Source organism: Acinetobacter sp. M5A5_2a (assembly GCF_053345265.1).
Map to the genome: position 1 here is coordinate 1 of NZ_JBKEZV010000011.1, position 26,795 is coordinate 26,795.

A 26,795-nucleotide genomic window follows, 5' to 3' on the forward strand; every position below is an offset into this window, starting at 1 on the left:
GGAAATAAAGTCCCCTAAGGTATATATCCTGATCTTTTCAGGGTCTACATACTGCCACTTACTTTCTAGACGCACCCATTTTTCATGGCTATAACTAGTTTCATTACTGCCGTTGTATAAAACCCCTGATGAAAAGTTACCGATGGCACTGTTAAAAATCCCTTCAGCTGAACCGGAGAAAACATTCTCGTCATTGGTCAGGGTGTGATACAGGCTATAGTTCAAAATGGCTGCGTTTAAAGGCTTCATTTTTAGTAAATGAGGACTGGTAATCTGCTGGCCATTTAAGTCAACTGCATAGCCTGCCAACATGCTGGACGGAACTTGTAAGTTTAAAGCTTGCTCATTCTCTAAATATTTAAACTGGATTCCTTTTAGCTCGTTAATACACACCCATTGGCTATCTGGAGTATGCTCATCCATTTTCACTCTTAAAGTTTTTAAGGCACCAGAGCGAATATATAGCTTTCCATCCTTAGATTGCTTCACAGCAACCAAGTCTTCAGCAGCATTAGAATTAATAGAAACAACTAAAAAAAGCTGAGTAAAATTAAGATATTGTTCCTCTCCATTGGTATTCACCTGTGCATATTCATTATTGCTATCTATAGATTTAGGAACACTGGGAATTGGAGTGTTGGTATTATCTTGGAGTTGCTCAGCAAAAGAATACGCCGGAAGATATGCAACACATAAGACACCTATAATGTATTTCATATAAGCCTCTTAAAGTGTGGTTTTCTTACCATTAACTGTCAGAGAAACGCTGTATTTATGATTTGGCTGATATGTAAAATTATTAATAGAGTAGCTTCGTGCCTGCTCCGCAAGTATATAACCATTCACGGTATTTACTTTAATCGGATAGCTTTTATTTGTTGTGGTATCCACAAGCATTAAGTCATTTAAAAGAGCATGCCGGTTTCCAATATTACTAATATTTAAGAAAGGTGCCTCCTGATTAACATCAATTTTCCAATTCAATTGAGTAATCGCGTCTTTATTTACTACAAATACAGGCAATGACGAGCGTAAAAGTACATTAACCCCTTGAGCTGCTTTACGGCTATCAATCGGTTTTGGTAGTTCATCAATAATAATGCGATACGTTTTTTCACCAGAAACGGGTGTTGGATTAATTCTAACTACACGTAAATTATAAGAATCATTAGACTGTAATTTTAAAAATGGCGGGCTAATTGCGATTTCATCTGTAGGTGTTAACTGATCCTGTCCATTTTTCTGAGTCCATTCAAATACACGAATCTGCAAATCAGTACTTTCATTCGATTGATTAAATAAACTAATTGAAGCAGCACTCTGATTACTTAATATTTCTACATTCACAGGTGAAAGACGAATTGTAGCGGCGTTAATAATGCTAGAAAAAGATAAGAATAATCCCGTAATAATAAAGATATTTTTTTTCATGATTTACTCAAATATAACTTTTTTAATGTGTTAGCCCTTTCAAAAGGGCTAACAATATTTCTAATTTATAAAAATTAATAAGTTACTGTTATTGTGACTGTATCGAGATAGCTACCCGCACTCGGCAGCGTTGAGCCAGCAGGAATACGGCCATATACATTCACTGTTTGTACTGCACCACTACCAGTTCCACTATAGGCAGTCGTTGCAATGCCGATTGCTGTGGCATGCCCCGAATCTGAGTAGAGATTATAAGGAATATATTCGTTGCTTGTTGCACCACCAATCATACGACGTTGAGTCGTCTGAGCATTTTGCCCAGCATCGAAAGCCAAGGTCCACGGCACAGTGTTGTTACAAAGGACTTTGATTGAGGTACCACCTGTCGTTGTGGTGTCTGCATCAACGTTGCTAGCAAGAGAACTTAAAGTCCCAAAGTCTAAAACTGCATTCGCTGTTGTACCTGTAGCGGAAGTATTCAATACACAACTATTCGTTACTGTTGCCTTAACAGTTAATGTACCCGTTGCTGTAGCTGCATTTGCTGAATTGAGAGAAAATAATGCTATAGCAATTACTGATAAATGAAAAAAAGTCTTTTTCATAGTCAAAACCTTTTAAATTAAATTGTTAAAACTAATAGATATAAAAAATTTAGCACTTATTCTTACAATCATTTTTTATTTGACTGCTCCTTTTAAAGTTTATTTTTTTACCCTATTTTTTAACATCATACATAAAAACAATTAAAATGCGTGATCTTATTATTATTTTAATTTCTAATTAACAAAATATAATTACTCAAACCAACTCCACAGATACAAAAATTAACACACCCAAAAACTAACCCATTGATTTAAATAATTTAAATAAAAACTTCACAAAATTTATTAAGTAAAATTTAAATAAATATGTCATAAATTTAGCTAATTTTATGAAACTAAATGCTAAATACAGAGTTACTTACTTTATTTTTATATTATTGCTCTCTTGAATTTTGATTGTATATGATTACTTAAAGATAAATTTCAAATAAACTATCAAAGATTATAATTTAAATAAAAGTAAAATGATGAACAGTAGAGCTAAAGATGAATCACTATAAGGAAAGTTTTATTTCTTTTAAGCGTTAAATCGCTATAGAGACATATAAGAAATAAAGGCCTCTTACGAGACCTTTATTTCTTATATTTAAGTCTAATTAAACACTCAGCATACTATTTAAAGTTTCAGAGACATTTTTCGATTTCACTTTAGGCTGCAATGCTTGCAAAGCCTGTTGCACTTGAGTCCGCTGAGGTTCTGCCAAAGTGTACCAACGTGACAATACCTGTAACAGTCGTGAACCTAAAATTGGATTCTTCTCGTCAAGATATTGTGCAAGGTTAATAAAGTGAGCTACACCAAAGCCCCACGTGTTTTCCGGATTATTTGATAATCCTCCACTCACCGCACGAATACGATTTGGAGTTGTTAAATCGTAATCTGGATGTTGAGTGAGGTATTCAATTGTTTCAGTTGTCGCATTCGGGTTTGCAGCCTGAATCATAAACCACTGATCTAAAGATAAAGCTTCATCTTTAAAACGGTCATAGAAATCAGCAAGTACATCTTGAGCTTGAGGCGCATTTTGCCAAACCAGTACACGTAGCGCACCTAAACGTTCAGACATATTACCTGTGTTCTGATATTGCACATGCGCAAGTTCAAATGCAGTTTGATCCCCCTGACGAGCCATCATCATCAGCATGATGTTCTTTAACGCACGTACACCCATTGCCAAAGAAAATTCTTTTTGCAGGTCTGGGTCAAGTGTAAGGTAAGTATCTTTCCAGAATGAACCCAACTCTTGTGCCAAACGATTGAGCAATGCTTCACGTTTTACATGAATATCAGCTGGTGCATAGTTGTGATCGATACGACTACCCAAATAACCTTCGCTTGGTACATCAAACAAACGCGATGCCAATAGCGGGTCGCGACCAACTAACTCCGGCAAAGTACTTTGAATTGCCTGAATGTATGCATCAGCAGAATGGTCTTCTAATAAAATACGTTCAAGCAAAGTTTGCGTTGCTTGCCATTGGTTAAAGCCGTTTGTTTCGTGCTGAATTAAGAAAGCTAACTCGTCATCAGTATAATTAAACACAAGATTGACGGGTGCAGAGAAATTACGGAGTAGCGAAACAACTGGTTGTTCAGTCACACTTGTAAACTCAATGGTTGCCTCATCTTGGTCAAACAAATACACGCCATCTTTAACATCGTTTACAAACAAGCTTTCACTATGCAATGTATATTGCTCACCTGTTTTAGCATTAAATAGTGCTAATGCCACAGGAATCGGAACAGCTTTTAAATTTGGATATTTAGGATGAGCTTTTAAGCTTTGTTTAAAGCTTAAACGATAAGTTTGCGCTGCTGCATCATATTCCCCTTTTGCTTCGAGCTTTGGAGTTCCTGGTTGGTTATACCAGGTTAAAAAGGCAGATAAATCGACACCTGAGCCAGCAGTTAATGCAGCAACCCAGTCTTCTACAGTCACGGCTTGTCCATCATGACGGCGGAAGTATTCATCGGTCCCTTGACGGTATTTTTCTTTACCTAACAAGGTCGACATCATGCGGTTAATTTCCGCACCTTTTTCATAGACAGTCGCTGTATAGAAGTTATTAATTTCGACAAAGTGATCTGGACGCGGCGGGTGCGACAATGGACCTGCATCTTCAGGGAACTGGTGCGATTTAAGCACAGCGACATCATCAATACGTTGAACCGCAGCAGATTGTAAATCTTCAGAGAATGACTGATCACGGAATACCGTTAAGCCTTCTTTTAAGCAGAGCTGGAACCAGTCACGGCAAGTAATACGATTCCCTGTCCAGTTATGGAAATATTCGTGAGCAATCACAGACTGTACACGCATAATCGCAGCATCAGTGGTGTACTCTTCATCAGCAAGTACGCATGCTGTATTAAAGATATTTAAACCTTTATTTTCCATTGCGCCCATGTTGAACTGACTGACTGCAACAATCATATAATTGTCGAGGTCATAAGGACGACCATAATGTTCTTCATCCCAACGCATTGAATGCTTTAATGCTTCCATCGCGATATGACATTTTGGAATATCTTTCTCAATTGCATAGATTTCTAAAGCAACATCACGCCCTTCAGAGGTCGTATAGCAATCTTTAAGAACTGCTAAATCACCAATGACACAAGCAAATAAATAGCTTGGCTTTTTGGTCGGATCTTGCCAAATCGCGAAGTGGCGGTTTTCACCAGCCTCACCTGTTTCTAGCAAATTACCATTGGCAAGTAACACTGGATATTTTTTGTCTGCTTCTACGCGTGTAGTAAATACAGAAAGTACATCTGGACGGTCTGGATAGAACGTGATTTTACGGAAACCTTCAGGTTCGTTCTGAGTTACAAACAAGTCATCTGCTTTATATAAGCCTTCTAATTGAGTATTCGTTTCAGGATGAATAATGACTTGCGTTTGTAAAATGACTTCATCTGGTGCATTAGTGATCACCAGTTGTTCACTATCGAGTGAATATTGTGCAGGAGTGAGAATTTGGCCATTTAACTGAACAGACTGTAATTCTAGGTCACGGCCTAATAGCACCAGATCACCAACAGTTTGACGCTTCATCACTAATGTCGAATCAACAATTGTTTTATCATCATATACTTGGATATCAAGATTAATTGATTCAACCAAGAATGCAGGTTTTTGATAATCTTTTAAATAAACTGTCTGATCTGCCTGAACTGGAGGCTGCGCCGCAATATTCATCTTTATTCCTTATATACTCGTCTAAACGGTAGTATGAGTCGTCATGAAATATCATACGCCAAGTCATACACACTGTATTTGATTACCTTTATGAAATTAATGGGACTTCATTTATACATTTCAAATTAGAATCTTGTTTTATTAGCACAGATTAGACCAAATTTACGATAATCGTTGTTTATATAAGCAATCTATACAATAAAAATAAAACACCTTTAGCTTTTAACATTTTTTAGAGTCAGCTTACATTTTGGGCATGGTTCTTGCGTAATTAAATATACCAATATGGGTATCTAAATTAGAACAAGAGGTGTCAGCATGGAATTTAAAGCACATTTTCATCGACTAGAGAACATTAAAGCTATTCATGATCTATCAGCAGCAGGACTCGATCACCATGTGATTGCCGTGTTCTTATCTGCGGAAGGTATTTCTATTACAACTCAGGAGGTTACTTCTATTGTTAATACTTACGATGCGTTAGGGAAATTGAAATTACCAAGTAAAAAAGTACAGGCTCTTATTAAGGCCAAAAAGCTTGGCCAAAATGATGAGAGCTTGCCGTGCCCTGTTTAATTCAACTTTTTAGCCCACTATGAAAACCTAAAATCGAAACATAGATTTTAGGTTTTTCTATTTTAACAACAAACGAAAGTGGCAATCTCCGCCATCTACAGCGCGGCTGTGTATAATAGCCCCATCATTTTCATTTTATGTTCGGAGCAAAATGGCCTTACAAATTCTACAGAAACAGCTAGATGAAAGTAGCCATTGTCCTCTCTGCCAAGCTTCAATGTACTGGGTAGATGCCGAGCAATTTGAACAAGACATTCAATTCCATGAATGCAGTCATTGTCAGCACCGTCTATTTAAAGATCAAAGAATGACTTGCCACTGTGATACATGCACAAAACAACGGAAAAAGCTTCTACAACAAACACGCCTACAAGAACAACGCCAATTTAAGTCAAAAGAGCAGCCACAACGCAGTCTCGAACAGCTCAGCTTCTTACATAAACTTTTCTTGCTAAGTCTCCTAGACGATTATGCCCGTGAAGAAATCGCTCATGATGAATATATTCATTGGGACAAAATTAAATACCATCACATCACGCCTAACTGGATGTTTCAGAGCTATTTAATTAAACAGTTGCATAAAGATGGCATTTTGAATGCAAATGACCAAACTGATGACCCACAATGTTTTCACTTAAATATTCGTTTAGATGGCTACAGCGATCCAAGTTTATTTAGTGTGGCTCAACAGTTACGTAATTGGTTCTATGAAAATTTAAGCTTTGGTATTCCTTTTCGTGGTGCAGATGAAGTTAAAGACGTACTTTTTCAGGTGCTCTATCAAGAAATTATCCAGTTCATGCAGTTCTACTGCCGAACTTGGGGTATCCAAATTGCTGGAAATTCAAATTTTCAAAGCTTTTGCTATCGTTTAATGGATTCACTCGCAATTGGGCAGATTTATTATCTGGTACAAACTGCACTCGAATATCTGTATAAACAAAAAGTTTTACAGCCTCGCAATGATAAATTTATTAACACTAATCTATTAAAGAAAACGTTAGAACAATATCGCGAAAGAGCCGTGACCGAAAAGTGGGAAACCTCTATGCTCCCCCGTCCTCACAATATTCCTTACAGTAAAATGAGTTATATTTTGCTTAATCGTTTCTTGGGTTACGACGAACAGATATTTGTCCAACCTGTATGGAAAGCATGGCGAAAAATTGAACCACGTTTAAACTTTTATTCTGTCAAACGTTGTATGTATTGTGGTTCAAATGATTTAACCGTTGACTATGATGCAGCAGATTATGTTTCTTTGATTTGCCAAAAATGTAAGCATCAAGACCACTATTTTACCCACTAAATTTATAATCACTTTGGCTTACTAGGGATAATAATATGACATCGACATCTAGTTTGATTGAACAGGTCATTGAAGCTTGGCAGAATATGCAAGCCAAAACACCTCTTGTACAATGTATTACCAATAGCGTTGCTGCAAACTATACGGCCAATGTATTACTCGCGTCTGGTGCCTCGCCTGCGATGATTGATAATCCTTATGAAGCGGAAAGCTTTACCAAAATATCATCGGCCTTGAGCATTAATTTAGGTACGCCCACCACTGAGCAAATGCAAGCCATGCAGATCTCAGCTAAAACAGCTCAGCTAAATGACATTCCATGGGTACTTGATCCAGTCGGTTACGGCCCAATTTTAGCTTGGCGCAGTCAAATGACAGACGAGCTTTTACAATTTAAGCCAAGCATTATTCGTGGTAATGCTTCAGAAATCAGTACGCTTGCAGGCAATCAGGTTCAGTCTAAAGGTGTAGATAGCACCCTAAGTAGTGATGATGTCTATCGACAGGCTTACGCGCTATTAGTACATACAGACTGTATCGCAATTTCAGGTGAGTCAGATTACATTCTGTCTAAAGAACTGGATATCGTTATCCAAATTAACGGCGGTAGCCCCTTACAACCTAAAATTACAGCAACAGGATGTGCTTTGGGTGCATTAATCGCTGCATATAGTGCGGTAACGACTCCAACCATTGCAGCGCTTTCAGCTCATATACATTTTGCAATTGCGGGTAAACTTGCATCCAATCAGGCACAAACCATGGGAAGTTTTAGTACCATTTTTATGGACTATATTCATATGTTAGATGCCAACCTGATTGAGCAATATGCAAATATCAAGCTGTTTGGCTTAAAGGCATAACCACAAGAAGTTATGCCTTTGTGGGTAACAGACTATTTTAAAAGTAAATAGATATCTGTAATAAGATCACATTCTTTCACATCATGCACAAAGTTATGATAATGAAAGAAAACTGGATAATCTCCAGCTTCTTCAGGCTGCTCAGGTAACCAGTTTTTAAAAATGTAATACACGCTCTCTTTAATCTGGTCATGGCTACCCAAATGTCTTACAGTCGCATAACGTCCAGCAGGAATTTCCCCTGTTTGTACGCCATAAATATTTTCAGGTACAGCCGTTTCAATTAACCCTGCAATGTCAAACCTAAACGCGTCTGATGGTGTTTGTTCAGGGTCAGAAAAAGGAATGCCATACGTTCTTGATTTAGTCACAGGTGATAAACCCGTTTCTTTACGCCAAGCAATAAAACGTGCAGCAGTTTCAAAAACTTTATCTGGACTTCCCAGATGCGACAGATACGCAATCTTTTGGGCAGGACGCTCAACAATATTTACATTCACTTTTAGCTCACTTTTCGGAAGTGTAAAAACAAACTTCTGGTGCCAAGATTCCCAGTCCGGTTTATCTCTAAAAGCCCGAGGAGTTTGATCAAATGAACGCTTAAATGCACGAGTAAATGCCTCTGGACTATCAAACCCTGCTTGTAATGCAATCTCAATAATTTTGAGATCGGGTTCAAAAGCCAATTGAAAAGAGGCCCGCTTTAAACGAGAAAGTTGAATAAACTTCATCACATTTAAACCAATATGAACGGCAAAAATACGATGAAAATGAAATTTGGATAAGGCTGCAATCTGGCTCAATCGATCAACATCTAAATCTTCATCTAAATGTCTTTGAATATAATCGCAAACCAGTTGCAGCTTTTGTGTATATACAGCCATACATTTATGTCTGTTCATTCGATAGCACTACTTTTACATAGTGCTGATCTCTATTCTTGATCGAAATTGCGCTTTTTAAAATTATACAACTTGCTTAAAATAATCTTCTTTTGGCATATCAACAAGTTCAACACACAATTGAATTTCTTTATTAAACTCTTGTTGTAGATAATTTTTATTGCTGAGTGCCGCTAACAACTGATCACCCATCAGTTGTTTTTGCTCTGCATTTCTTCCCGACAAAATATAAACTTTTACATGAATATAAGCCTGTTCTAGTCCCAAACCAATTAGGAAAACATCATCTTTACGCGCACGGCTTTTAATGTCTTCTGGGCTAAACAACTCTGTTTTAATGAGCGTTGTATTAATTTCTTCAAGTAATTGTTTTGCATTTAATCCAGTTAAGTTATCTGAATAATCAACTACAATGTGCGGCATAGCCACCTCAATTTATGTAATAAGTAATTAAGCTAATTAAACTTTACTCAATAAATAATAAAGCTAATCGAACCTGATCATATCCCATTCGAGGGCTGGTTGCTTCAACGATTGGTCGTAGTTTGATCGAACCATCATCAGAAAAATGATCTGGATTTTGGCGCTTTTTCAGTTTTTTATAAATTTTTCGGATTTCTTCGACTACTTCTTCTCCAGGATGGGCAACCGAAATATCCAGTTTTTGTTCTTTATGCAGTCGAGCCAAATGGTTAATGATTGTCGCTGGGGTAAGGCCACGTTCATGGGCAATATCTTCAATCTCATAGCCTTCTTCAAACAACGCACGTGTTTCGTCTAGCGTTGCCGAGGCATAATTTTGTTTCGCACCTTTTGAGAGTTTTTTCTCATTACGAGAAATCTCAGTTTCATTTAAAGTTCCGCCACAATGACGAATAAATGCTTTGTGCTGAGCAGTTAAATCTACATCTGCAAAGTTGTCTTCTGCTTCTTTAGACAACTCTTGGAAACGGCGATCGGCTTTTACAGCCAAGCTATCTAACTCTAAAGCTTGCTCGTTAATCCCTAATAACTTTAACCCAGTTAAAGATTTCAGACGCGAGAGCGCAACATAGCCCTGACCTTTTTCAAAGGTGTTCATGAGGTTAATTTCGGCAGCTTCTAACGTCATCCCTTGGCTTTTATGAATGGTAATCGCCCATGCCAAACGAAGTGGAATTTGCTGGAAACTGGCAATCACTTTACCTGCATCATTTTCAACTGACCAAGTTTCAGGCGCAACCAGCAATGTCGTGCCATCGGTCAATTTCACCTTTGGTAGCAAACCATTTTCATCATCTTCTTCAAAACCAATGACTTCCCCTAAACTCCCGTTGATATAGCCCATATCAAAGTTGTTTTTTACAAACATGACTTTTGCATGTTTCTTTAAGGTGAGTTCTTCTGGTGCACGAACCGAAGATTTTAAAGTTTCTACCAGTTTTTCATTACCATCTAAAACCGCATTGAATTGATGCCCTTCATTATCAATTTCATTTAAGTGCTGATAATTGATATTGTCGACATCCATATTGTGCGTATAGAGACGAGTAAAGGTCTCACCAATATCATGCGAGCGTGATTGACGTAATGCGTGTAAATGATCTGATTGAATATTTTGCGCACGAATAGCATTTAAAATCTGGTTAAGAATTTCATCATCTTGGCGGTGTTGTTCTGTTAAATAACATACGCGAAATTTAGCTTCGACCCATGCATCAGACATAAAACAGAACTTGTCACGGTTGGCTTCACTATTACGTCCAACTGGTGGCAACTGAAAGAAATCTCCAGCAACAATGACTTGGATACCGCCAAATGCCTCATCGCTTTCTTTAAAATATTTTAAAACCTGATTCACCAGATTAAGCTGTTTTGCATGTAACATCGAAATTTCATCGATGACGAGAACTTGCGCATTTTCAAGGTGTTCCTTGAGATATTTACGCTCTTTCATACGTTTTAGATCATCATCAGTTAACTGATCTTTAATCCCGATGCCTGCCCATGTATGAATCGTCATGCCGTTCATATGCGTTGCAGCAATACCTGTAGATGCCGTAATCGCCACAGGCACTTTACGTGCTTTTAAGTATTGGATGTACTGATTGAGTGTATAGGTTTTCCCTGCACCAGCCGAACCGGTTAAAAAGACATTTTCACCTGCTTTAAGCAGTTTAAGCGCAGTTTCCTGTTTCATAATCTCATAAGTACATCTTCAACAGCCCATAGCTTAACGACTTTCCCGAAAAAATTAAATGAATGAGCTAGAATTTCTGTAAAATCAATATAAATCAATAATTAACATTAAAATAATATTTGGTAGGTTTTTGGTAGGTAGGAAAATAATCTTCACATCACAATACTAAGGCCATGGTGAGGCTCACCTGTAATAACAAACAATGGATTTATGGAAGAAGGAATCACTCCATGGCTTTTAAAAATATTGCAGATCAAACAAACGGTTTTTATATTCCTTGTGTATCACTCTTTGGACCAGGATGTGCCAAAGAAATAGGTACAAAGGCACAAAACCTCGGCGCAAAAAAAGCATTAATTGTGACCGATGAAGGCTTATTTAAATTTGGTGTCGCAGATCTTATCGCAAACTATTTAACTGAAGCAGGCGTTGCGAGCCATATTTTCCCTGGTGCGGAACCTAATCCAACCGATATCAATGTCCATAATGGCGTAAATGCCTATAACGACAATGGCTGTGACTTTATTGTCTCTCTAGGCGGTGGTTCATCTCATGACTGTGCAAAAGGGATTGGCCTAGTTACTGCTGGTGGTGGTCATATTCGTGATTACGAAGGTATCGATAAAAGTAAAGTACCGATGACGCCACTGATTGCAGTCAATACAACCGCTGGTACGGCATCTGAAATGACCCGTTTCTGTATTATCACCAATACCGATACTCACGTAAAAATGGCTATCGTGGACTGGCGTTGTACCCCACTTATTGCAATTGATGACCCGAAACTCATGATTGCAAAACCAGCTGGTTTAACAGCGGCAACGGGTATGGATGCTTTAACCCATGCTGTTGAAGCATACGTTTCTACGGCAGCCAACCCAATTACCGATGCTTGTGCAGAAAAAGCTATCACCATGATTAGTCAATGGTTACAACCTGCTGTAGCAAATGGTGAAAACATCGAAGCTCGTGATGCAATGAGCTATGCACAGTACTTGGCTGGTATGGCGTTTAACAATGCATCTTTAGGTTATGTACATGCGATGGCGCATCAATTGGGCGGTTTCTATAACTTACCTCACGGCGTATGTAACGCAATCTTGTTACCACACGTGTGCGAATTTAACTTAATTGCCTGCCCAGATCGCTACGCAAAAATCGCGGAGTTAATGGGTGTAAAAACTCATGGACTGACCGTGATGGAAGCTGCATATGCTGCAATTGATGCCATTCGTAAACTGTCTTCATCCATTGGTATTCCATCTGGATTAACAGAGCTAGGCGTAAAAACTGAAGACCTTGCAGTTATGGCCGATAATGCTCAAAAAGATGCGTGTATGCTGACCAACCCTCGTAAAGCAAATCATGCACAAGTTGTGGAGATTTTCAAAGCAGCACTTTAATACTGATGTAATGGCACATCCCTCTAGTAAGTCAACCCCCTCCGACCGTTGACTTACTTTTTGGGGAATACTTAGCTCCAGCGGTATTCCCTTTTTTTAAACCTCTATTCCAATCCAACCTCTAAACCTGATTGACAATTCGCCCATTTCATTGAAGGATACTCAGCATGTCTTAATTACAATAGCTCGATAAAAATGAATACATCCTCAGCTACTCAAAATTATGTTCCAGATATTTTAGGTACTGGCTACGAACAGCTCACACTCAACTTTCCCGATGATTACGAAGGTAAAGTTGTTGCCACATTGGTTCGTAAAAAGGCCGCTCAATCTACTCAAAAAGCTGTGCTTTATATTCATGGTTTTTTAGATTATTTCTTTCAAACTGAAATGGCTGAACAATTCAACACGCATGGTTATGACTTCTATGCCTTGGATTTAAGAAAATATGGTCGTTCCAAGCTAGCCCATCAAATCTTCTATAATGTGCTTGATTTAAGTGAATACGATGCCGAAATTACTCAAGCATTAGATATCATTGCTAAAGAACAACACACACAAGTCTTGCTTGCAGGCCATTCGACTGGCGGTTTGACAGCAACGCTTTATGCTGCCCATCACCCGAACCATCCTCTTATTAAAGCGCTATGGACGAATAGTCCATTTTATGACTTTAATTTAAGCTTGGTCGAAAAGAAGTTTGGTATTCCAGTACTCAGTCGAGTAGGAAAATATCTACCTAAAGTTAAATTCCCAAGCCAACTGAACAAATGGTACACCGCGAGCCTTCACAAACAGCTCAAGGGCGAATGGGACTTTAATCTGGACTGGAAACCTACCTCTGCCCCTACGGTTCAACTCAGCTTTCTACATGCGATTCATACAGCACAAAAAGAAATACATCGCGGAGTTAAACTGAATGTTCCCGCACTGATTATGCATTCTCATCAGACTAAAAACCCTAAAAAATGGGGAGCCGATGCGACTCAAAGCGATGTAATTTTAGACGTTAAAGACATTGAAAAATTTGGCAAAAAAATCAAAGGTGATGTCTCTGTTGTCTCTATTCACAATGGCTTGCATGATTTAGTCCTTTCGGTCCAGCCAGTACGAGAACAAGTTTATCAACAGTTATTCCAGTGGCTGGATCAAAAAATCACTTAACTGAGCTTAGGTGAGTCAAGGTATTTCATCAGCAATTGATGTGCGGGATGTTCGCTAGGTACTAACTCCATAAGACGTTCTACCGCATCAATTGCTTCAGGGAAATGAGCCAAATGCTTAAGTAATAAATCTGTTTCTTGCGTTTTAAAAATTGCATCGCTCAAGCGCGATTCAAGGCAGTCACGCCATGCACATAAAAACGGGCTTTCAGTTTTTGCCAGAAAAACACCTGTGTAAAGCTGCAAAGCAGAAGCCGCATATCCCGCATCCAGTGCCTGTTCAGCTTGTAAAAAATCGGCTTCAACATGTACAAGCAAACGATATGGCCGAGACCCAAGTAACCCCCCCAAAATATCTCGAAGTTGAGACATTTCAGCTTTAAGTGTGCCCATACTTACTTTACGTTCGCCATACAGCGCCTGATAAAGATGCTCTAAAGTTAAGCCATGTGGACATAACGCCAATATCGTCAAAATTTCAATTTGACGCGGTGTTAATAACAAACTTTTGCCATTAAATTTAACTTGTGGCGTCGAAAATGCACGAATATGTAATTGCTGACGCTGCTGCTCTAGCAAGGCAGATTGAATAATTGATGCACAACGTTCGGCAGCCAATATTCCTAAACTATTATGGTTCTTCCAAGTAGTCGATAAATCAACGACACCTAGAGTTTGTTTTGAGTATGGATCGATAATTGGCGCGGCATAGCACACCCAATCATGAATCGATTCCATATAGTGTTCATTAGAAAAAACACAACTTGATTGCTGAGTTTTTAAAGACAAAGCCAATGCATTGGTGCCAACAAATTCTTCACGCCATTGCCCACCCTGCACAAAGTGAACACGCTCAGCTGCACTTTGCATTTGAGCACTTGTTGCCGTCCAAATGATCGTACTACCAATGTCACCAACAGCGATCACCATTGAGGATTGCTCTGCAATATGACGTAAATCGTCAGCACATTGGCTTAAAGCCATATCTAACGCATTTTGTGAAGCAGATTTTTTCTCGACTAATGGAGCCGCAAAACGCTCTTTAGGAATCGCAGCAGAGGCTGAACGTTCCCATGAGCTTGCAATACTTTGACCCAGTTTGGCAGCATTTTGAGGAGAGAGACTATTTTGCGTACGCAGTTGATCAATCAACGTCCGTTGCTGCAATAAATCCTTTTTTGTGAACATTTGTAAATTCCTTATATATCCACATTTCTATTCCAACCTTTCTCCAACCTTCTTCTTTATATCCTAATTATACAAAGTACGAAAGTACCTACTGACAGGGTTCTTGTTAGTCTTTAGTCCTAAAAAGCAAAGGAATATTTATATGCGCTATATCGATCCAAATCAACCAAGCTCAAAAGTTCAATTTAAATCACAATATGAAAATTTTATTGGCGGTGAATGGGTTGCACCTGTAAAGGGTGCATATTTTGATAATGTATCTCCTGTTGACGGAAAAGCTTTCACCCGTATTCCACGCTCTAGTGCCGAAGATATTGAACTCGCTCTAGATGCAGCACATAAAGCGAAAGCAACATGGAATAAAGCCTCACCAACGGTACGCTCTAATATACTTTTAAAAATTGCTGATCGTTTAGAAGCAAATCTTGAAATGCTTGCTGTTGCAGAAACTTGGGATAACGGTAAAGCGGTTCGTGAAACTTTAGCAGCAGACCTTCCACTTGCGATTGACCATTTCCGTTATTTCGCAGGTTGTATTCGTGCTCAAGAAGGCGGGATCTCTGAAATTGATGAAGATACCATTGCCTACCATTTCCATGAGCCATTAGGTGTGGTTGGCCAAATCATTCCATGGAACTTCCCAATTTTAATGGCAGCATGGAAACTTGCTCCTGCTCTAGCGGCTGGTAACTGTGTCGTAATTAAACCAGCAGAGCAAACACCAGTAGGTATTTTGTTGGTGGCTGAACTTATTCAAGACATTTTACCGCCGGGTGTACTTAATATTGTTAATGGTTTCGGTTCAGAAGTCGGTCGTCCGCTAGCGACAAACCCACGTATTGCAAAAATCGCATTCACAGGTTCAACTCAAACTGGACAAATGGTGATGCAATATGCGACCGAAAATATTATTCCAGTGACATTAGAACTTGGTGGTAAGTCACCAAACCTTTTCTTTGAAGATATCATGGATAAAGAAGATGATTTCTTAGAAAAAACACTTGAAGGTTTTGCGATGTTTGCCTTGAACCAAGGTGAAGTATGTACTTGCCCTTCTCGTGCTTTAGTACAAGAAAGTATTGCTGATCAGTTCTTGGAGTTGGCTGTAGAGCGTGTAAAACGTATTAAAACTGGTCATCCACTTGATACTGAAACCATGATTGGTGCTCAAGCATCTCTACAACAACAAGAGAAAATCTTACGTTGTATTAATACTGGTCGTGAAGAAGGCGCAGAACTCTTACTTGGCGGTAGTGGCCGTAAAGAAGTAGGTGATGGTTTCTATGTTGATCCGACTATTTTTAAAGGTCACAATGGCATGCAAGTTTTCCAAGAAGAAATTTTTGGACCTGTACTTGCTGTGACAACGTTCAAAGACTTTGACGATGCAATTAAAATTGCCAATGACACCATGTATGGTTTAGGTGCAGGCGTATGGTCACGTTCAGCTCACATTTCTTATCGTGCTGGTCGCGCGATCGAAGCGGGTCGTGTCTGGACAAATTGCTATAACATCTACCCTGCTCATGCTGCATTTGGTGGTTACAAAAAGTCAGGTATTGGCCGTGAAAACCACAAGATGATGTTAGATCATTATCAACAAACTAAAAACTTATTGGTGAGTTATTCAACTAAACCTATGGGCTTCTTCTAAGTTCTGCACCAAGTTGATACCAGACTATGAATATTAGAAAGAAGTAAGACCATTAATTATGTAAGAAGCCAGTAATTTAGATTGCTGGCTTCTTTATTTAGTACTGTTAGTTCTCAAATTTTTATCATTTGGAATAAAAAAGCGTCATCTATTATCTAAAGCGCTTCATTTAGGCATTGCTTTTGCATTGATTCATACAAACCCACTCGCAGGAGTATTGTATGAATCAACCAGAAACAGCTTCCGTTATTGCTTCAAGCACAGAAGTTTCATCAGCAGAATATTTTGCTCAGCGTCAACTTAAACAAGGTACTGTGGGTTGGTTACTCCTGATTGGTTTAGGCGTGGCTTATGTGATATCTGGTGATTTTGCCGGTTGGAACTTTGGTATTGCTCAAGGTGGCTGGGGCGGTATGTTTATTGCCACAGCCCTCGCTGCAATCATGTACCTGTGCCTATGTCTTTCTATGTCAGAAATGTCCACCATGATGCCGACAGCTGGCGGTGGTTATAGCTTTGCACGTGCTGCCTTTGGTCCTTTTGGTGGCTATTTAACAGGAACAGCCATTTTAATTGAATACGCGATTGCCCCTGCTGCTATTGCCGTATTTATTGGTGGTTATTGCGAATCTCTTTTTGGCATTAATGGCTGGATGATTTACCTCACGTGCTATGCCGTTTTTATGGGCATACATTTGAAAGGTGCTGGCGAAGCCTTAAAAATTATGTTTGCAATTACGCTTGTCGCAGCAGTTGCTCTTGTTGTGTTTATTGTCGCAATGATTCCACATTTTAATACACAAAATTTGTTAGATATTCCTGTTGGCACAGCAGCTGGTGCAAGTCGTTTTCTACCTCATGGCTATTTAGGCATCTGGGCCGCTGTTCCTTTTGCAATCTGGTTTTTCCTTGCAGTTGAAGGTGTTCCTTTAGCAGCCGAAGAAGCGAAAGATCCTGCAAAATCTCTCCCACGCGGTTTAATCGGTTCAATGCTAATTTTAACTGCCTTTGCTATGCTCATTTTATTCTTGGGTGCAGGCGCAGCGGGTGCAAGTACTTTACAAAATTCTGGTGCTCCCCTTGTAGATGCTTTAGTGAAAGTTTATGGCAGCAACACTTGGCTTGCGACTTTTGTTAACTTTGTTGGTTTAGCAGGTTTAATCGCGAGTTTCTTTTCAATTATCTATGCTTATTCACGTCAAATCTTTGCACTCTCTCGTGCTGGTTACTTACCTACTTCACTCTCTTTAACCAATAAAAATAAAGCCCCTTATTTCGCAATTATTATTCCGGGCATTATCGGTTTCTTACTTTCACTTACTAAAGAAGGCGATTCACTGATTTTAATTGCCGTTTTTGGTGCAACCATTTCTTATGTGTTGATTCTTTTATCCCACATCAAATTACGCCTATCTAAACCCGACATGCCCCGTCCCTATAAAACACCAGGTGGCATTGTGACCTCAAGCATTGCATTAGTTTTAGCAGTGGCTGCCGTGATTGCAGGTTTTGTGGTAAACCCAGAAGTTTGGTTTATTGCTGCTGCTATTTATGTGGCATTTATTGCTTACTTTTTATTCTATAGCCGCTATCATTTAGTCAAGGGAACACCAGAAGAAGAGTTTGCAAATATTAAAGCTGCTGAACAAGAGCTATAAATAAAAGGATGCAACCATGAGTTATCGCAATATTGTCGCCAATCAGCAATATCACTTTGCTGACCTAAAAACTTTAATGGCAAAAGCAACGCCATTACGTTCAGGCGATGAGTTAGCAGGTGTAGCTGCCAGAGACGCAACCGAACATGTTGCGGCACAAATGACTTTGGCCGATGTACCTCTTAAAACTTTTTTAAATGAAGTTGTGGTCGATTACGAAACAGATGAAATTACACGCCTGATTATTGATGAACATAATCTGGCAGCCTTTGCTCCTATTTCACACTTTACAGTAGGCGATTTTCGAAATTGGTTACTTGGAGAAGAAGCAACTGCACAAAGCTTAAAAGCATTAGCATCAGGTTTAACTCCAGAAATGGTGGCTGCTGTCAGCAAAATTATGCGCAATCAAGATTTGATTTATGCCGCCAGCAAATGTGAAGTCGTTACCCAATTTCGCAACACCATCGGTTTAAAAGGCCATCTTTCTACCCGTTTGCAACCCAATCACCCTACCGACGATGTTCTTGGTATTTCCGCCAGTATTTTAGATGGTTTGATGTATGGCAATGGTGATGCCGTGATCGGCATTAACCCTGCAACAGATAACTTACATAATTTGTCAGAGCTACTAAAATTGCTTGATCATGTGATTCAGGAATATCAAATTCCGACACAATCTTGTGTGCTCACCCATATCAGTTCAGGTATTCAACTCGCTGAAAAAAATGTGCCGATTGATTTAATGTTTCAATCAATCGCTGGCACCCAACTGGCTAACGAAGGCTTTGGAATTTCACTTGATTTACTGCAAGAAGGATATGAAGCCACACTTGCACTCAAACGTGGAACCATTGGACAAAACGTTATGTACTTTGAAACGGGCCAAGGCAGCGCCTTATCAAGCAATGCACATCACGGCGTTGACCAGCAAACATTAGAAACGCGTGCTTATGCAGTAGCCCGCAAATACAATCCGCTGTTAGTGAATACAGTCGTCGGTTTTATTGGCCCCGAATATCTCTTTAACGGCAAACAAATTATACGTGCGGGGCTAGAAGATCACTTCTGCGGTAAGTTACTTGGTGTACCAATGGGCTGCGACATTTGCTATACCAACCATGCCGATGCAGACCAAAATGACATGGATGTTCTCCTTACCCTATTTGGCGCGGCGGGCATCAACTTTATTATGGGTATTCCAGGCTCAGATGATGTCATGCTCAATTATCAAACGACTTCGTTCCATGATGCCCTATACTTAAGACAGCTTTTAGGTTTAAAACCCGCTCCTGAGTTTTCTGCTTGGCTTGAACAGCAAGGCATTTTTAAACAACAAAACTCTCAAATTTGCTGGGCAGATCACATGCCTGACCAATTCTCTCGCCTGCTTATGAATTAGGGAGAACACTATGAAACTCAGTCGTGATATTCAATATCCCTCTTCTACCCATCAAGATCAGTGGGAAAAACTCAAACAGTTTACCGATGCCCGTATTGCTTTGGGCCGTGCAGGTTGTAGCATCCCAACACGAGCCTTACTTGAGTTCCAATTGTCTCATGCACAAGCAAAAGATGCTGTTTATCAAGATATGGATGTTTCATATTTATCTGAGCAATTACAACAAAAGCAACTTCAAAGCATTCATGTACAAAGTAATGCTCCTAATAAGGAAATCTATCTTAAACGTCCTGATTTAGGACGTCAGCTTTCAGATCAATCAAAAAATGTCTTAATTAAGAAACATGCAGAAGACCTTCAACAATACGATGTTTGTATTGTGGTCGGTGATGGACTCTCTGCAAGAGCGATTGAAGCGAATGCTATTCCATTCATTACCGCGCTAAGTGAACAAATTCAGCAAGCAAGCTGGACTCTTGCACCAATTGCACTGGCAACAGGCAGTCGGGTTGCTTTAGGTGATGAAGTTGCTGAAATCTTTAAGGCACCCATGCTAGTGATGCTCATCGGTGAGCGCCCTGGTTTAAGCTCTCCTGACAGTATGGGAATTTACTACACATGGAATGCATATTTAGGCTGCCTCGATGCCAAACGTAATTGTATTTCCAATGTTCGCTCTGCAGGCTTAAGTATTCCAGTTGCGGTACAACGTTTAATCGCATTAATGAAAAAATCAAAACAGCTCGGCTTTTCAGGCGTTAATTTAAAAGATGAACATCAACTTTCAGATATAGGTCTTGAGGGAACTCAAAAGCTATTATTTTAAACAGTAGAATATGTTTAGGGATTTATTCATAAATAGATAATCCTTTGCATAACAACATCATTTTAACGAAAAATATCAATTTTCGGGTATTGGCGATTTATACAGATATTCTCTTCTTTATATTTATCGCTATACTCCACGTATTGATCTTCTATGAATCATTTCTATGAGCACAACAAACGCCTTCCCTAAAACTATTTATGCCATTCAGCATCTTGCTTTCGAAGACTTGGGTTCATTAGAAGATGTCTTTTATCAACTCGGATTTCGCGTCCGTTATTTTGAGGCGGGTGTTGATGATTTAACCCCTGCTTTTTCACATGAAGGTTTAACCATTATTTTAGGTGGTCCAATCGGAGTTTATGAAACTGAAGATTATCCATTCTTAAAAGATGAAATTGCTTTACTCAAACAACGTTTAGCAGCTGATAAACCTACTCTGGGCATTTGTCTAGGCGCACAGCTTATTGCTCATGCACTTGGCGCAAAAGTATATGCAGGACATCAAAAAGAAATTGGCTGGGGTCCACTGAGTTTAAGCCTACGCGCTAATCAGGTTTTATCTGGTTTGCTTAATAATGTGCATGTTCTACATTGGCATGGTGATACTTTCGACCTTCCTGAAAATGCAGTGCTTTTAGCAAGTTCTGATGTTTATACCAATCAGGCATTTGAAGTCGGAAATAATATTCTTGCCTTGCAGTTCCACATTGAAACCACTGAAGAGCATTTTGAAAAGTGGTTAATTGGTCATACATGTGAACTTCGCCATGCAAATATTTCGATTCCAAAGCTTCGCGAAGATAATTTGCAATACGCTCAAGCACTCGAACATGCTGCATTTGAAATTATTCAAAAATTTCTCAAACGTATTGGATATAGTGGTTAAATTATAAAAATACAATTTAACAATTGATTAATTAAATTATATCCATAAAGCCAAATGCTTACTTTTCACCCAAAGGTGGATTATTAATCTATCTTTGGGAACCTTTATAATTAATTTCCGTGTATTATTAATTTATTCATTTTGTAACATAAAATAAACGCTGATTTACTATGGAAATCCTGAAATTTATTAAAAGCTTTAACACGGTGAATACTTATTTATCGCTAGCATTTATTCTTCTTATAATCATTGTTCTTTATTTTTATGTGGTTAATCCAGCTTAGCTTATTTGCCAAAACGTAATAAAGAATAATATATGTAAGAAAATAGATATAAAAAAGCCCAACTGAGTTGGGCTTTTTTATATCTGCTATTTACTCAAAACTTGTTACTCGTCGTGTTACTTTTTCTCAGGCTTAAAGCTATCTTTCAAATCGAGAATACGGTTAAACACTGGTTTTTCAGGTGAATGATCGTGCTGATCTGCAACGAAATAACCCTCACGTTCAAACTGGAAACGATCTTCAGGACTCGCTTGTGCTAAAGCAGGTTCAATTACAGCTTCTAATACTTTCATCGAATCTGGATTTAGGTTTGCCAAGAAATCATCACCTGTTTCAGGGTCTGCTTCTGTGAACAAACGATCGTAAATACGTACTTCAGCAGGAATACCTTTTGTTGCAGATACCCAGTGAATTACGCCTTTCACTTTACGACCTTCAGGATTTTTACCTAAAGTTTCAGGGTCAATTGAACATTTCAGCTCAACCACTTCACCATTTGCATCCTTAATGACTTCATCACATTTAATCACGTAAGCATGACGTAAACGTACTTCACCGTCAGGAATTAAACGTTTAAAGCCTTTCGGTGGTACTTCCTCAAAGTCTTTACGGTCAATATAGATTTCCTTAGTTAAAGGAATCACACGGTCACCCATATCAACGTTAGGATGACGAGCATGAGTAAGATCCATATCTTCTGGCAAATTGGTCAAAGTCACTTTAAGTGGGCTTAAAACAGCCATACCACGCGCAGCTGCATTTTCCAAAGATTGGCGAATACAGAACTCAAGCATTGCAACATCTACAATACCATCAGTTTTTGACACACCTACACGTTTACAGAAATCACGTAAACCTTCTGGAGTAAAACCACGACGGCGCATACCTACTACTGTTGGCATACGCGGGTCATCCCAACCATTTACATGACCACCTTCCACCAACTTACGTAATTTACGTTTTGATGTAATGGTGTAGTCCACGTTTAAACGCGAAGATTCATACTGATGTGGAACTGCTTTAGATTTTACCTTTTCTACAATCCAGTCATAAAACGGACGGTGATCTTGGAACTCTAATGTACAAAGCGAATGAGTAATCCCTTCAATAGCATCAGACAATGGATGAGCATAGTCATACATTGGATAGATTTTCCACTTATCACCTGTTTGGTGATGCTCTGAATGCAATACGCGATATAAAATTGGATCACGCATGTGTACGTTTGGGCTTGCCATATCAATTTTGGCACGTAAAACAGCTTCACCCTCTTTAAATTCACCACTGCGCATTTTTTCAAAGCGAGCAAGGTTTTCTTCAACAGATGCATCACGGTATGGTGAATTTTTACCAGGCTCAACAAAACTACCGCGGTTTAACTTAATTTCTTCTGGAGACTGTAAATCAACATAAGCATCGCCTTGCTCAATTAATTGAACAGCCCATGCATATAATTGATCAAAATAACTTGATGCATAGCGTGGCTCACCATTCCAGTTAAAACCAAGCCATTTCACATCATTCGCAATACCGTCAACGTACTCTTGTTCTTCAGCATCAGGGTTTGTATCGTCAAAACGTAAATTACATAACCCATCAAACTCTTCAGCCACACCAAAGTTTAGGCAAATCGCTTTTACATGACCAATATGTAAATAACCATTTGGTTCTGGTGGAAAACGCGTTACGATCTGATTTGCACGTCCAGCAGCCAAGTCTTCAGTAATGACTTGGCGAACAAAATCTAAGCCAGCCTGTTGTTCTTGCTGCGCAGAATCGACAGAGGCATGAGTATTCGGTGTCGGGTTATTTGGCAGGCTCGAGACAACATCATTAGGCTTCATAGTGTATCAATCACTTCTTTGTAGATAAAATTTCGAAAAATTTAAACGCTATCTTCATTTTTAACAAAGATTTTAACGTTTTTTACTTGCCTTGTAGTTTACAGTTTGCTTATGCTTCTCTCAACCAAAAACCCATGGTCATAAGCCCATGTTTAGGAGATTAATGTAATGAGTTTTCCTCAAGTCGAATTAAACACCAATAAAGGTCGTATTGTTCTTGAACTGAATGCTGAAAAAGCACCTAAAACAGTAGCAAACTTTTTAGAATATGTACGTGACGGTTTTTATGACGGCGTTATTTTCCACCGCGTCATTGATGGTTTCATGATCCAAGGTGGCGGTATGGATGAAAACTTCAAAGAAAAAGCGACACGTGATTCAATTGAAAATGAAGCTGATAACGGTTTAAGCAACGACGAGGGTACGGTTGCAATGGCACGTACTCAAGCTCCTCATTCAGCGTCTGCTCAATTCTTTATCAACGTGAAAAATAACTCTTTCTTGAACCATACCTCTAAAACTGCTCAAGGTTGGGGTTATGCTGTATTTGGTAAAGTTGTTGAAGGTTTAGACATTGTTGAAGCGATCAAAGGTGTCCGCACTGGCAACCGTGGTTATCACGCTGACGTTCCTTTAGAAAATGTTGTAATCGAATCTGCTAAAATTATTTCTGAATAATTTTAGGATAAAGCTGTGACTTATCTGTTTATCTCAGATTTACATTTGTCACCTGAACACCCTCGACTCGTTCGAGGGTTTTTAGACTTATTGGTGCATTACCAAGATAAAAATACTCAACTCTACATTTTAGGTGACTGGTTTAATGCCTGGATTGGAGATGACTATTCAGCACCATGGCTTGATGAAATTGTTGATGCCCTAAAAGACTTTAACCAAAAAGGAAATCGAGTTTACTTTCAAGTCGGTAACCGTGATTTTGCTCTTAATCAAGTTTTCCTCAATAAATTTAATGGAGTTTTACTCCCTGACATTTATTCCCTCAATATTGCAGGACATCAATATCGTCTAGAACACGGCGATGCATTATGTACAGATGACGTTTCCTATCAAAGATTTAAAAAGATTATTCGAAATCCTCTATTAGTCGCTCTTTTACGTCGAACTCCACTCAGTTTTCGTACTAAGTTGGTTAATGGCTTCCGCAAGAGAAGCTCCGCGGATAAACAGCAAAAAAGCTATGAAATCATGGATGTGAATGAGCAAGCAGTTCTGTCTGCTTTAGCAGATGTAGATACACTGATTCATGGGCATACTCACCGCCCTTCAATTCATCAAGTGCAAGCTAAACAACGAATTGTTCTTGGCGATTGGCGTGAAGATCAGGCTTATATTTTGGAAATTGATCCCTCCTCAAATACGCAACAGCTCGAATTGATTGTCTGGAATTATTAGCTAGAAATTAGTCACTTTTTATTTCAACTTTCAATTCTTTAATTTTTTTATTTAAATCAGAATCGTAAATCACACACATGCTGGCAATAAATATAAATTTCCAGCTTATATGTGCATGATCGTGATACTCAATGTATAAAATAAGAAGACTCAATACAAATATAAGAATGATAAAGGCTTTAAGAATTCTAATTTCTCGCAGCTTACTCTTTGCACCTGTTGGCATTAAATCAATCATTTTCAATAGATTACTAAACTTTTATATAAACATTATATTTCTTTATCAAATTACATAGGAAATGTTTTTGAATAAAATAGCGTATGATGACAAAGATTAAATTCTCTCAATTGCCATAAGATTGATATGGAGTAGACCTATGGACCTATTGAATTCTGTTAAAAGCCGCTATACAACAAAAGCGTATGATTCTGAAAAGAAAATCCCCCAAGAAAAAATTAATAAATTATTAGAAATTTTACGTTTTTCACCTTCTTCAGTGAATATACAGCCTTGGCACTTTTTCGTTGCAGATAACCTTGCAGCTAAAGAAAGAATAGCGAAAGCCTTAACAGGTAAATATGCTTACAATGGTCCCAAAGTGCTTGAGTCATCACACACACTTGTATTTTGCACAAAAACAGATATTTCATCTGAATACTTAAATCAATTACTTGAACAAGATGATTTAAGTGGCCGTTTTAAAGATGAAAAAGCTAAATTAGGCCAAAAAGATACTCGCCATGGCTATGTTGAGTTCTATCGAAATGAGCAGAAAAATTTATTTGGATGGATGGAAAATCAAACATTCATTGCTCTGGGGCAACTACTTTTTGCTGCGGGTTTAGAAGGAATTGATGCAACCCCAATGGGTGGCTTTGATGAAGACATTTTAAATAATGAGTTAGGTTTAACTGAAAAAGGCCTACGTAGTTCAGTCATTGTTTCTCTAGGTTATCGCAGTGAAAACGATTTTAATGCCAAACTACCTAAATCACGCCTACCAGATGAAGTTATTTTTACCTATTTATAAAATTAGAATAGTTCAAGAGATTCAACTCTCTTGAACTACAAAGCCATTGCCCTAGCTAAACAAATCACGCCACTTATCCCAAATAAAATACCTAAAGTGGTAGGCCATTTTAATTTTTCTTTATATAAAATAACGCCACTTGCAATGCCTAATAGCACCACAAGAATATTCATACTTGCAAAAACAATTGCAGGTGAATCCTTTAAAAGAATATGAGCTTTCACATATAAAGCAATATTCGAAAAATTAAGTACACCTAATATCAACCCAGCTATAGCACTTTTAAACTGCCATTTTTGGGTTTTCTGCACCAATAAATATGAAATTGATAATATAAAAGCTGTAATAAAAATAAGATTCAAAGTGAGTGTAAATTGAAGACCTAAACTACTCGTATATTTTAAGAGAATATCTACTGCGGCATATCCAAACCAAACACTTAATAGAGCAAAAATTGCTTTTCGAGATTGATGATTTGAAGAAGTACTCATTTGTCCAAAAAGGACAAGTAAAACAGCAAAAATTCCTAAACCTATTCCCCATAGCTTTAATGCATTAAATTGTTCATGAAAAAAGAAATAAGCTGCGAGTAAAGAAAGTACGACGGAAAGACGCTGTGCAACTTCGGTCTTAACAATTCCTGCATATTCTAATGACTTGGCTAAACACAGAAAAATACTGGGCAAAATCAGTCCCAATGCAACAATTAACCACCAAGGGGTCTTTGATATTGAAATGTGTTGAATATCAGGCTGAAACCACCAAAAGCAAAGAAGACTCGCGCTCGCATAGTTCCATGCAATCATTTGTAACGGCTGGTACCCTTTTTTCTTTAAGTTTTTTAATAGGATAGACACCGAAACACTGCTTAAAGCAGCTGCCAATATTAATATCATCGATTAAAACTCTATTTATTTAAATATATGAGTCACCATGGTCAAATTACGACCTTTGATGAGTTTAATATTTTGA

At 38.5% G+C, this 26,795-nt stretch carries 24 protein-coding genes and 1 pseudogene; 14 read left to right on the forward strand and 11 right to left on the reverse strand.

The window, feature by feature from the left end:
• The 4 genes and pseudogenes from ACLBWE_RS14880 to pepN form a co-directional block, all read right to left on the reverse strand.
• Window positions 1–717: pseudogene (locus ACLBWE_RS14880) on the reverse strand (fimbria/pilus outer membrane usher protein); the annotation flags it as partial.
• Between the two features lie 9 nt (window positions 718–726).
• Complete coding sequence (locus ACLBWE_RS14885) at window positions 727–1,431, reverse strand: fimbrial biogenesis chaperone (RefSeq protein WP_447603769.1); 705 nt, start codon at window positions 1,429–1,431, stop codon at window positions 727–729.
• A 74-nt stretch (window positions 1,432–1,505) separates the two neighbouring features.
• A complete protein-coding gene (locus ACLBWE_RS14890) occupies window positions 1,506–2,036 on the reverse strand; it encodes a Csu type fimbrial protein (protein ID WP_045430719.1) in 531 nt (176 codons plus the stop codon).
• Window positions 2,037–2,632: 596 nt separating this feature from the next.
• On the reverse strand, window positions 2,633–5,239 hold the full coding sequence (gene pepN / locus ACLBWE_RS14895; RefSeq protein ID WP_447603771.1) for an aminopeptidase N: 2,607 nt from the start codon (window positions 5,237–5,239) through the stop codon (window positions 2,633–2,635).
• Between the two features lie 318 nt (window positions 5,240–5,557).
• On the opposite strand from pepN, the gene ACLBWE_RS14900 reads away from it, so the two are divergent.
• The 3 genes from ACLBWE_RS14900 (at window position 5,558) to thiM (ending at window position 7,987) form a co-directional block, all read left to right on the forward strand.
• Window positions 5,558–5,815 (forward strand): hypothetical protein, encoded by a 258-nt coding sequence (locus tag ACLBWE_RS14900; protein WP_004643236.1) that lies wholly within the window; start codon window positions 5,558–5,560, stop codon window positions 5,813–5,815.
• 151 nt (window positions 5,816–5,966) lie between these two features.
• The gene (locus ACLBWE_RS14905) at window positions 5,967–7,124 is read left to right on the forward strand and encodes a hypothetical protein (RefSeq protein ID WP_447603773.1); all 1,158 of its coding nucleotides are present in this window, start codon (window positions 5,967–5,969) and stop codon (window positions 7,122–7,124) included.
• Window positions 7,125–7,159: 35 nt separating this feature from the next.
• Complete coding sequence (gene thiM / locus ACLBWE_RS14910) at window positions 7,160–7,987, forward strand: hydroxyethylthiazole kinase (RefSeq protein WP_447603775.1); 828 nt, start codon at window positions 7,160–7,162, stop codon at window positions 7,985–7,987.
• Between the two features lie 32 nt (window positions 7,988–8,019).
• Here thiM and ACLBWE_RS14915 read toward each other — a convergent pair whose 3' ends face one another.
• The 3 genes from ACLBWE_RS14915 to ACLBWE_RS14925 form a co-directional block, all read right to left on the reverse strand.
• Window positions 8,020–8,871, reverse strand: coding sequence for an AraC family transcriptional regulator (locus tag ACLBWE_RS14915; RefSeq protein WP_447603958.1), 852 nt, complete (start codon window positions 8,869–8,871; stop codon window positions 8,020–8,022).
• Between the two features lie 81 nt (window positions 8,872–8,952).
• Complete coding sequence (locus tag ACLBWE_RS14920) at window positions 8,953–9,312, reverse strand: 5-carboxymethyl-2-hydroxymuconate Delta-isomerase (RefSeq protein WP_198077661.1); 360 nt, start codon at window positions 9,310–9,312, stop codon at window positions 8,953–8,955.
• A 43-nt stretch (window positions 9,313–9,355) separates the two neighbouring features.
• The gene (locus ACLBWE_RS14925; protein WP_005039753.1) at window positions 9,356–11,068 is read right to left on the reverse strand and encodes an AAA family ATPase; all 1,713 of its coding nucleotides are present in this window, start codon (window positions 11,066–11,068) and stop codon (window positions 9,356–9,358) included.
• A 230-nt stretch (window positions 11,069–11,298) separates the two neighbouring features.
• Between ACLBWE_RS14925 and mdh the strand changes: the two genes are divergently transcribed.
• Both mdh and ACLBWE_RS14935 read left to right on the forward strand, forming a co-directional pair.
• A complete protein-coding gene (gene mdh / locus ACLBWE_RS14930; protein WP_032035449.1) occupies window positions 11,299–12,471 on the forward strand; it encodes an iron-dependent methanol dehydrogenase in 1,173 nt (390 codons plus the stop codon).
• Between the two features lie 195 nt (window positions 12,472–12,666).
• Window positions 12,667–13,635 (forward strand): alpha/beta hydrolase, encoded by a 969-nt coding sequence (locus ACLBWE_RS14935; RefSeq protein WP_447603778.1) that lies wholly within the window; start codon window positions 12,667–12,669, stop codon window positions 13,633–13,635.
• Here ACLBWE_RS14935 and ACLBWE_RS14940 read toward each other — a convergent pair.
• Window positions 13,632–14,822 carry a helix-turn-helix domain-containing protein gene (locus ACLBWE_RS14940; protein ID WP_003652386.1) on the reverse strand — a complete coding sequence of 397 codons (1,191 nt, stop codon included), beginning with the start codon at window positions 14,820–14,822 and terminating at the stop codon, window positions 13,632–13,634. The genes ACLBWE_RS14935 and ACLBWE_RS14940 overlap by 4 nt on opposite strands.
• Window positions 14,823–14,964: 142 nt before the next feature.
• On the opposite strand from ACLBWE_RS14940, the gene exaC reads away from it, so the two are divergent.
• The 6 genes from exaC to ACLBWE_RS14970 all read left to right on the forward strand — a co-directional run bounded on the left by exaC (window position 14,965) and on the right by ACLBWE_RS14970 (window position 21,535).
• Window positions 14,965–16,476, forward strand: coding sequence for an acetaldehyde dehydrogenase ExaC (gene exaC / locus ACLBWE_RS14945; protein ID WP_447603781.1), 1,512 nt, complete (start codon window positions 14,965–14,967; stop codon window positions 16,474–16,476).
• 221 nt (window positions 16,477–16,697) lie between these two features.
• Complete coding sequence (gene eat / locus ACLBWE_RS14950; protein ID WP_447603783.1) at window positions 16,698–18,134, forward strand: ethanolamine permease; 1,437 nt, start codon at window positions 16,698–16,700, stop codon at window positions 18,132–18,134.
• Between the two features lie 16 nt (window positions 18,135–18,150).
• Window positions 18,151–19,536: an ethanolamine ammonia-lyase subunit EutB gene (locus ACLBWE_RS14955; RefSeq protein ID WP_198495536.1), complete on the forward strand. Its 1,386-nt coding sequence runs from the start codon at window positions 18,151–18,153 to the stop codon at window positions 19,534–19,536.
• 10 nt (window positions 19,537–19,546) lie between these two features.
• Complete coding sequence (gene eutC / locus ACLBWE_RS14960) at window positions 19,547–20,362, forward strand: ethanolamine ammonia-lyase subunit EutC (protein ID WP_447603785.1); 816 nt, start codon at window positions 19,547–19,549, stop codon at window positions 20,360–20,362.
• Between the two features lie 166 nt (window positions 20,363–20,528).
• Entirely contained in the window at window positions 20,529–21,251 is a 723-nt protein-coding gene (locus ACLBWE_RS14965) for a glutamine amidotransferase (protein WP_447603787.1), read from the forward strand.
• 170 nt (window positions 21,252–21,421) lie between these two features.
• A complete protein-coding gene (locus ACLBWE_RS14970) occupies window positions 21,422–21,535 on the forward strand; it encodes a hypothetical protein (protein ID WP_080592263.1) in 114 nt (37 codons plus the stop codon).
• A 116-nt stretch (window positions 21,536–21,651) separates the two neighbouring features.
• On the opposite strand, the gene ACLBWE_RS14975 is transcribed toward ACLBWE_RS14970, so the two are convergent.
• On the reverse strand, window positions 21,652–23,379 hold the full coding sequence (locus ACLBWE_RS14975) for a glutamine--tRNA ligase/YqeY domain fusion protein (RefSeq protein WP_447603789.1): 1,728 nt from the start codon (window positions 23,377–23,379) through the stop codon (window positions 21,652–21,654).
• A gap of 168 nt (window positions 23,380–23,547) precedes the next feature.
• On the opposite strand from ACLBWE_RS14975, the gene ACLBWE_RS14980 reads away from it, so the two are divergent.
• Together ACLBWE_RS14980 and ACLBWE_RS14985 are read left to right on the forward strand one after the other, a co-directional pair.
• A complete protein-coding gene (locus tag ACLBWE_RS14980; RefSeq protein WP_016137752.1) occupies window positions 23,548–24,057 on the forward strand; it encodes a peptidylprolyl isomerase in 510 nt (169 codons plus the stop codon).
• Window positions 24,058–24,072: 15 nt separating this feature from the next.
• The gene (locus tag ACLBWE_RS14985) at window positions 24,073–24,792 is read left to right on the forward strand and encodes a UDP-2,3-diacylglucosamine diphosphatase (RefSeq protein WP_447603792.1); all 720 of its coding nucleotides are present in this window, start codon (window positions 24,073–24,075) and stop codon (window positions 24,790–24,792) included.
• A 7-nt stretch (window positions 24,793–24,799) separates the two neighbouring features.
• Here ACLBWE_RS14985 and ACLBWE_RS14990 read toward each other — a convergent pair whose 3' ends face one another.
• Window positions 24,800–25,030, reverse strand: coding sequence for a hypothetical protein (locus ACLBWE_RS14990; RefSeq protein ID WP_447603794.1), 231 nt, complete (start codon window positions 25,028–25,030; stop codon window positions 24,800–24,802).
• Between the two features lie 139 nt (window positions 25,031–25,169).
• Between ACLBWE_RS14990 and nfsB the strand changes: the two genes are divergently transcribed.
• Window positions 25,170–25,823 carry an oxygen-insensitive NAD(P)H nitroreductase gene (gene nfsB, locus ACLBWE_RS14995; RefSeq protein ID WP_045430645.1) on the forward strand — a complete coding sequence of 218 codons (654 nt, stop codon included), beginning with the start codon at window positions 25,170–25,172 and terminating at the stop codon, window positions 25,821–25,823.
• A 35-nt stretch (window positions 25,824–25,858) separates the two neighbouring features.
• On the opposite strand, the gene ACLBWE_RS15000 is transcribed toward nfsB, so the two are convergent.
• Window positions 25,859–26,719 carry an EamA family transporter gene (locus ACLBWE_RS15000; RefSeq protein ID WP_447603796.1) on the reverse strand — a complete coding sequence of 287 codons (861 nt, stop codon included), beginning with the start codon at window positions 26,717–26,719 and terminating at the stop codon, window positions 25,859–25,861.
• Between the last annotated feature and the right edge of the window lie 76 nt (window positions 26,720–26,795).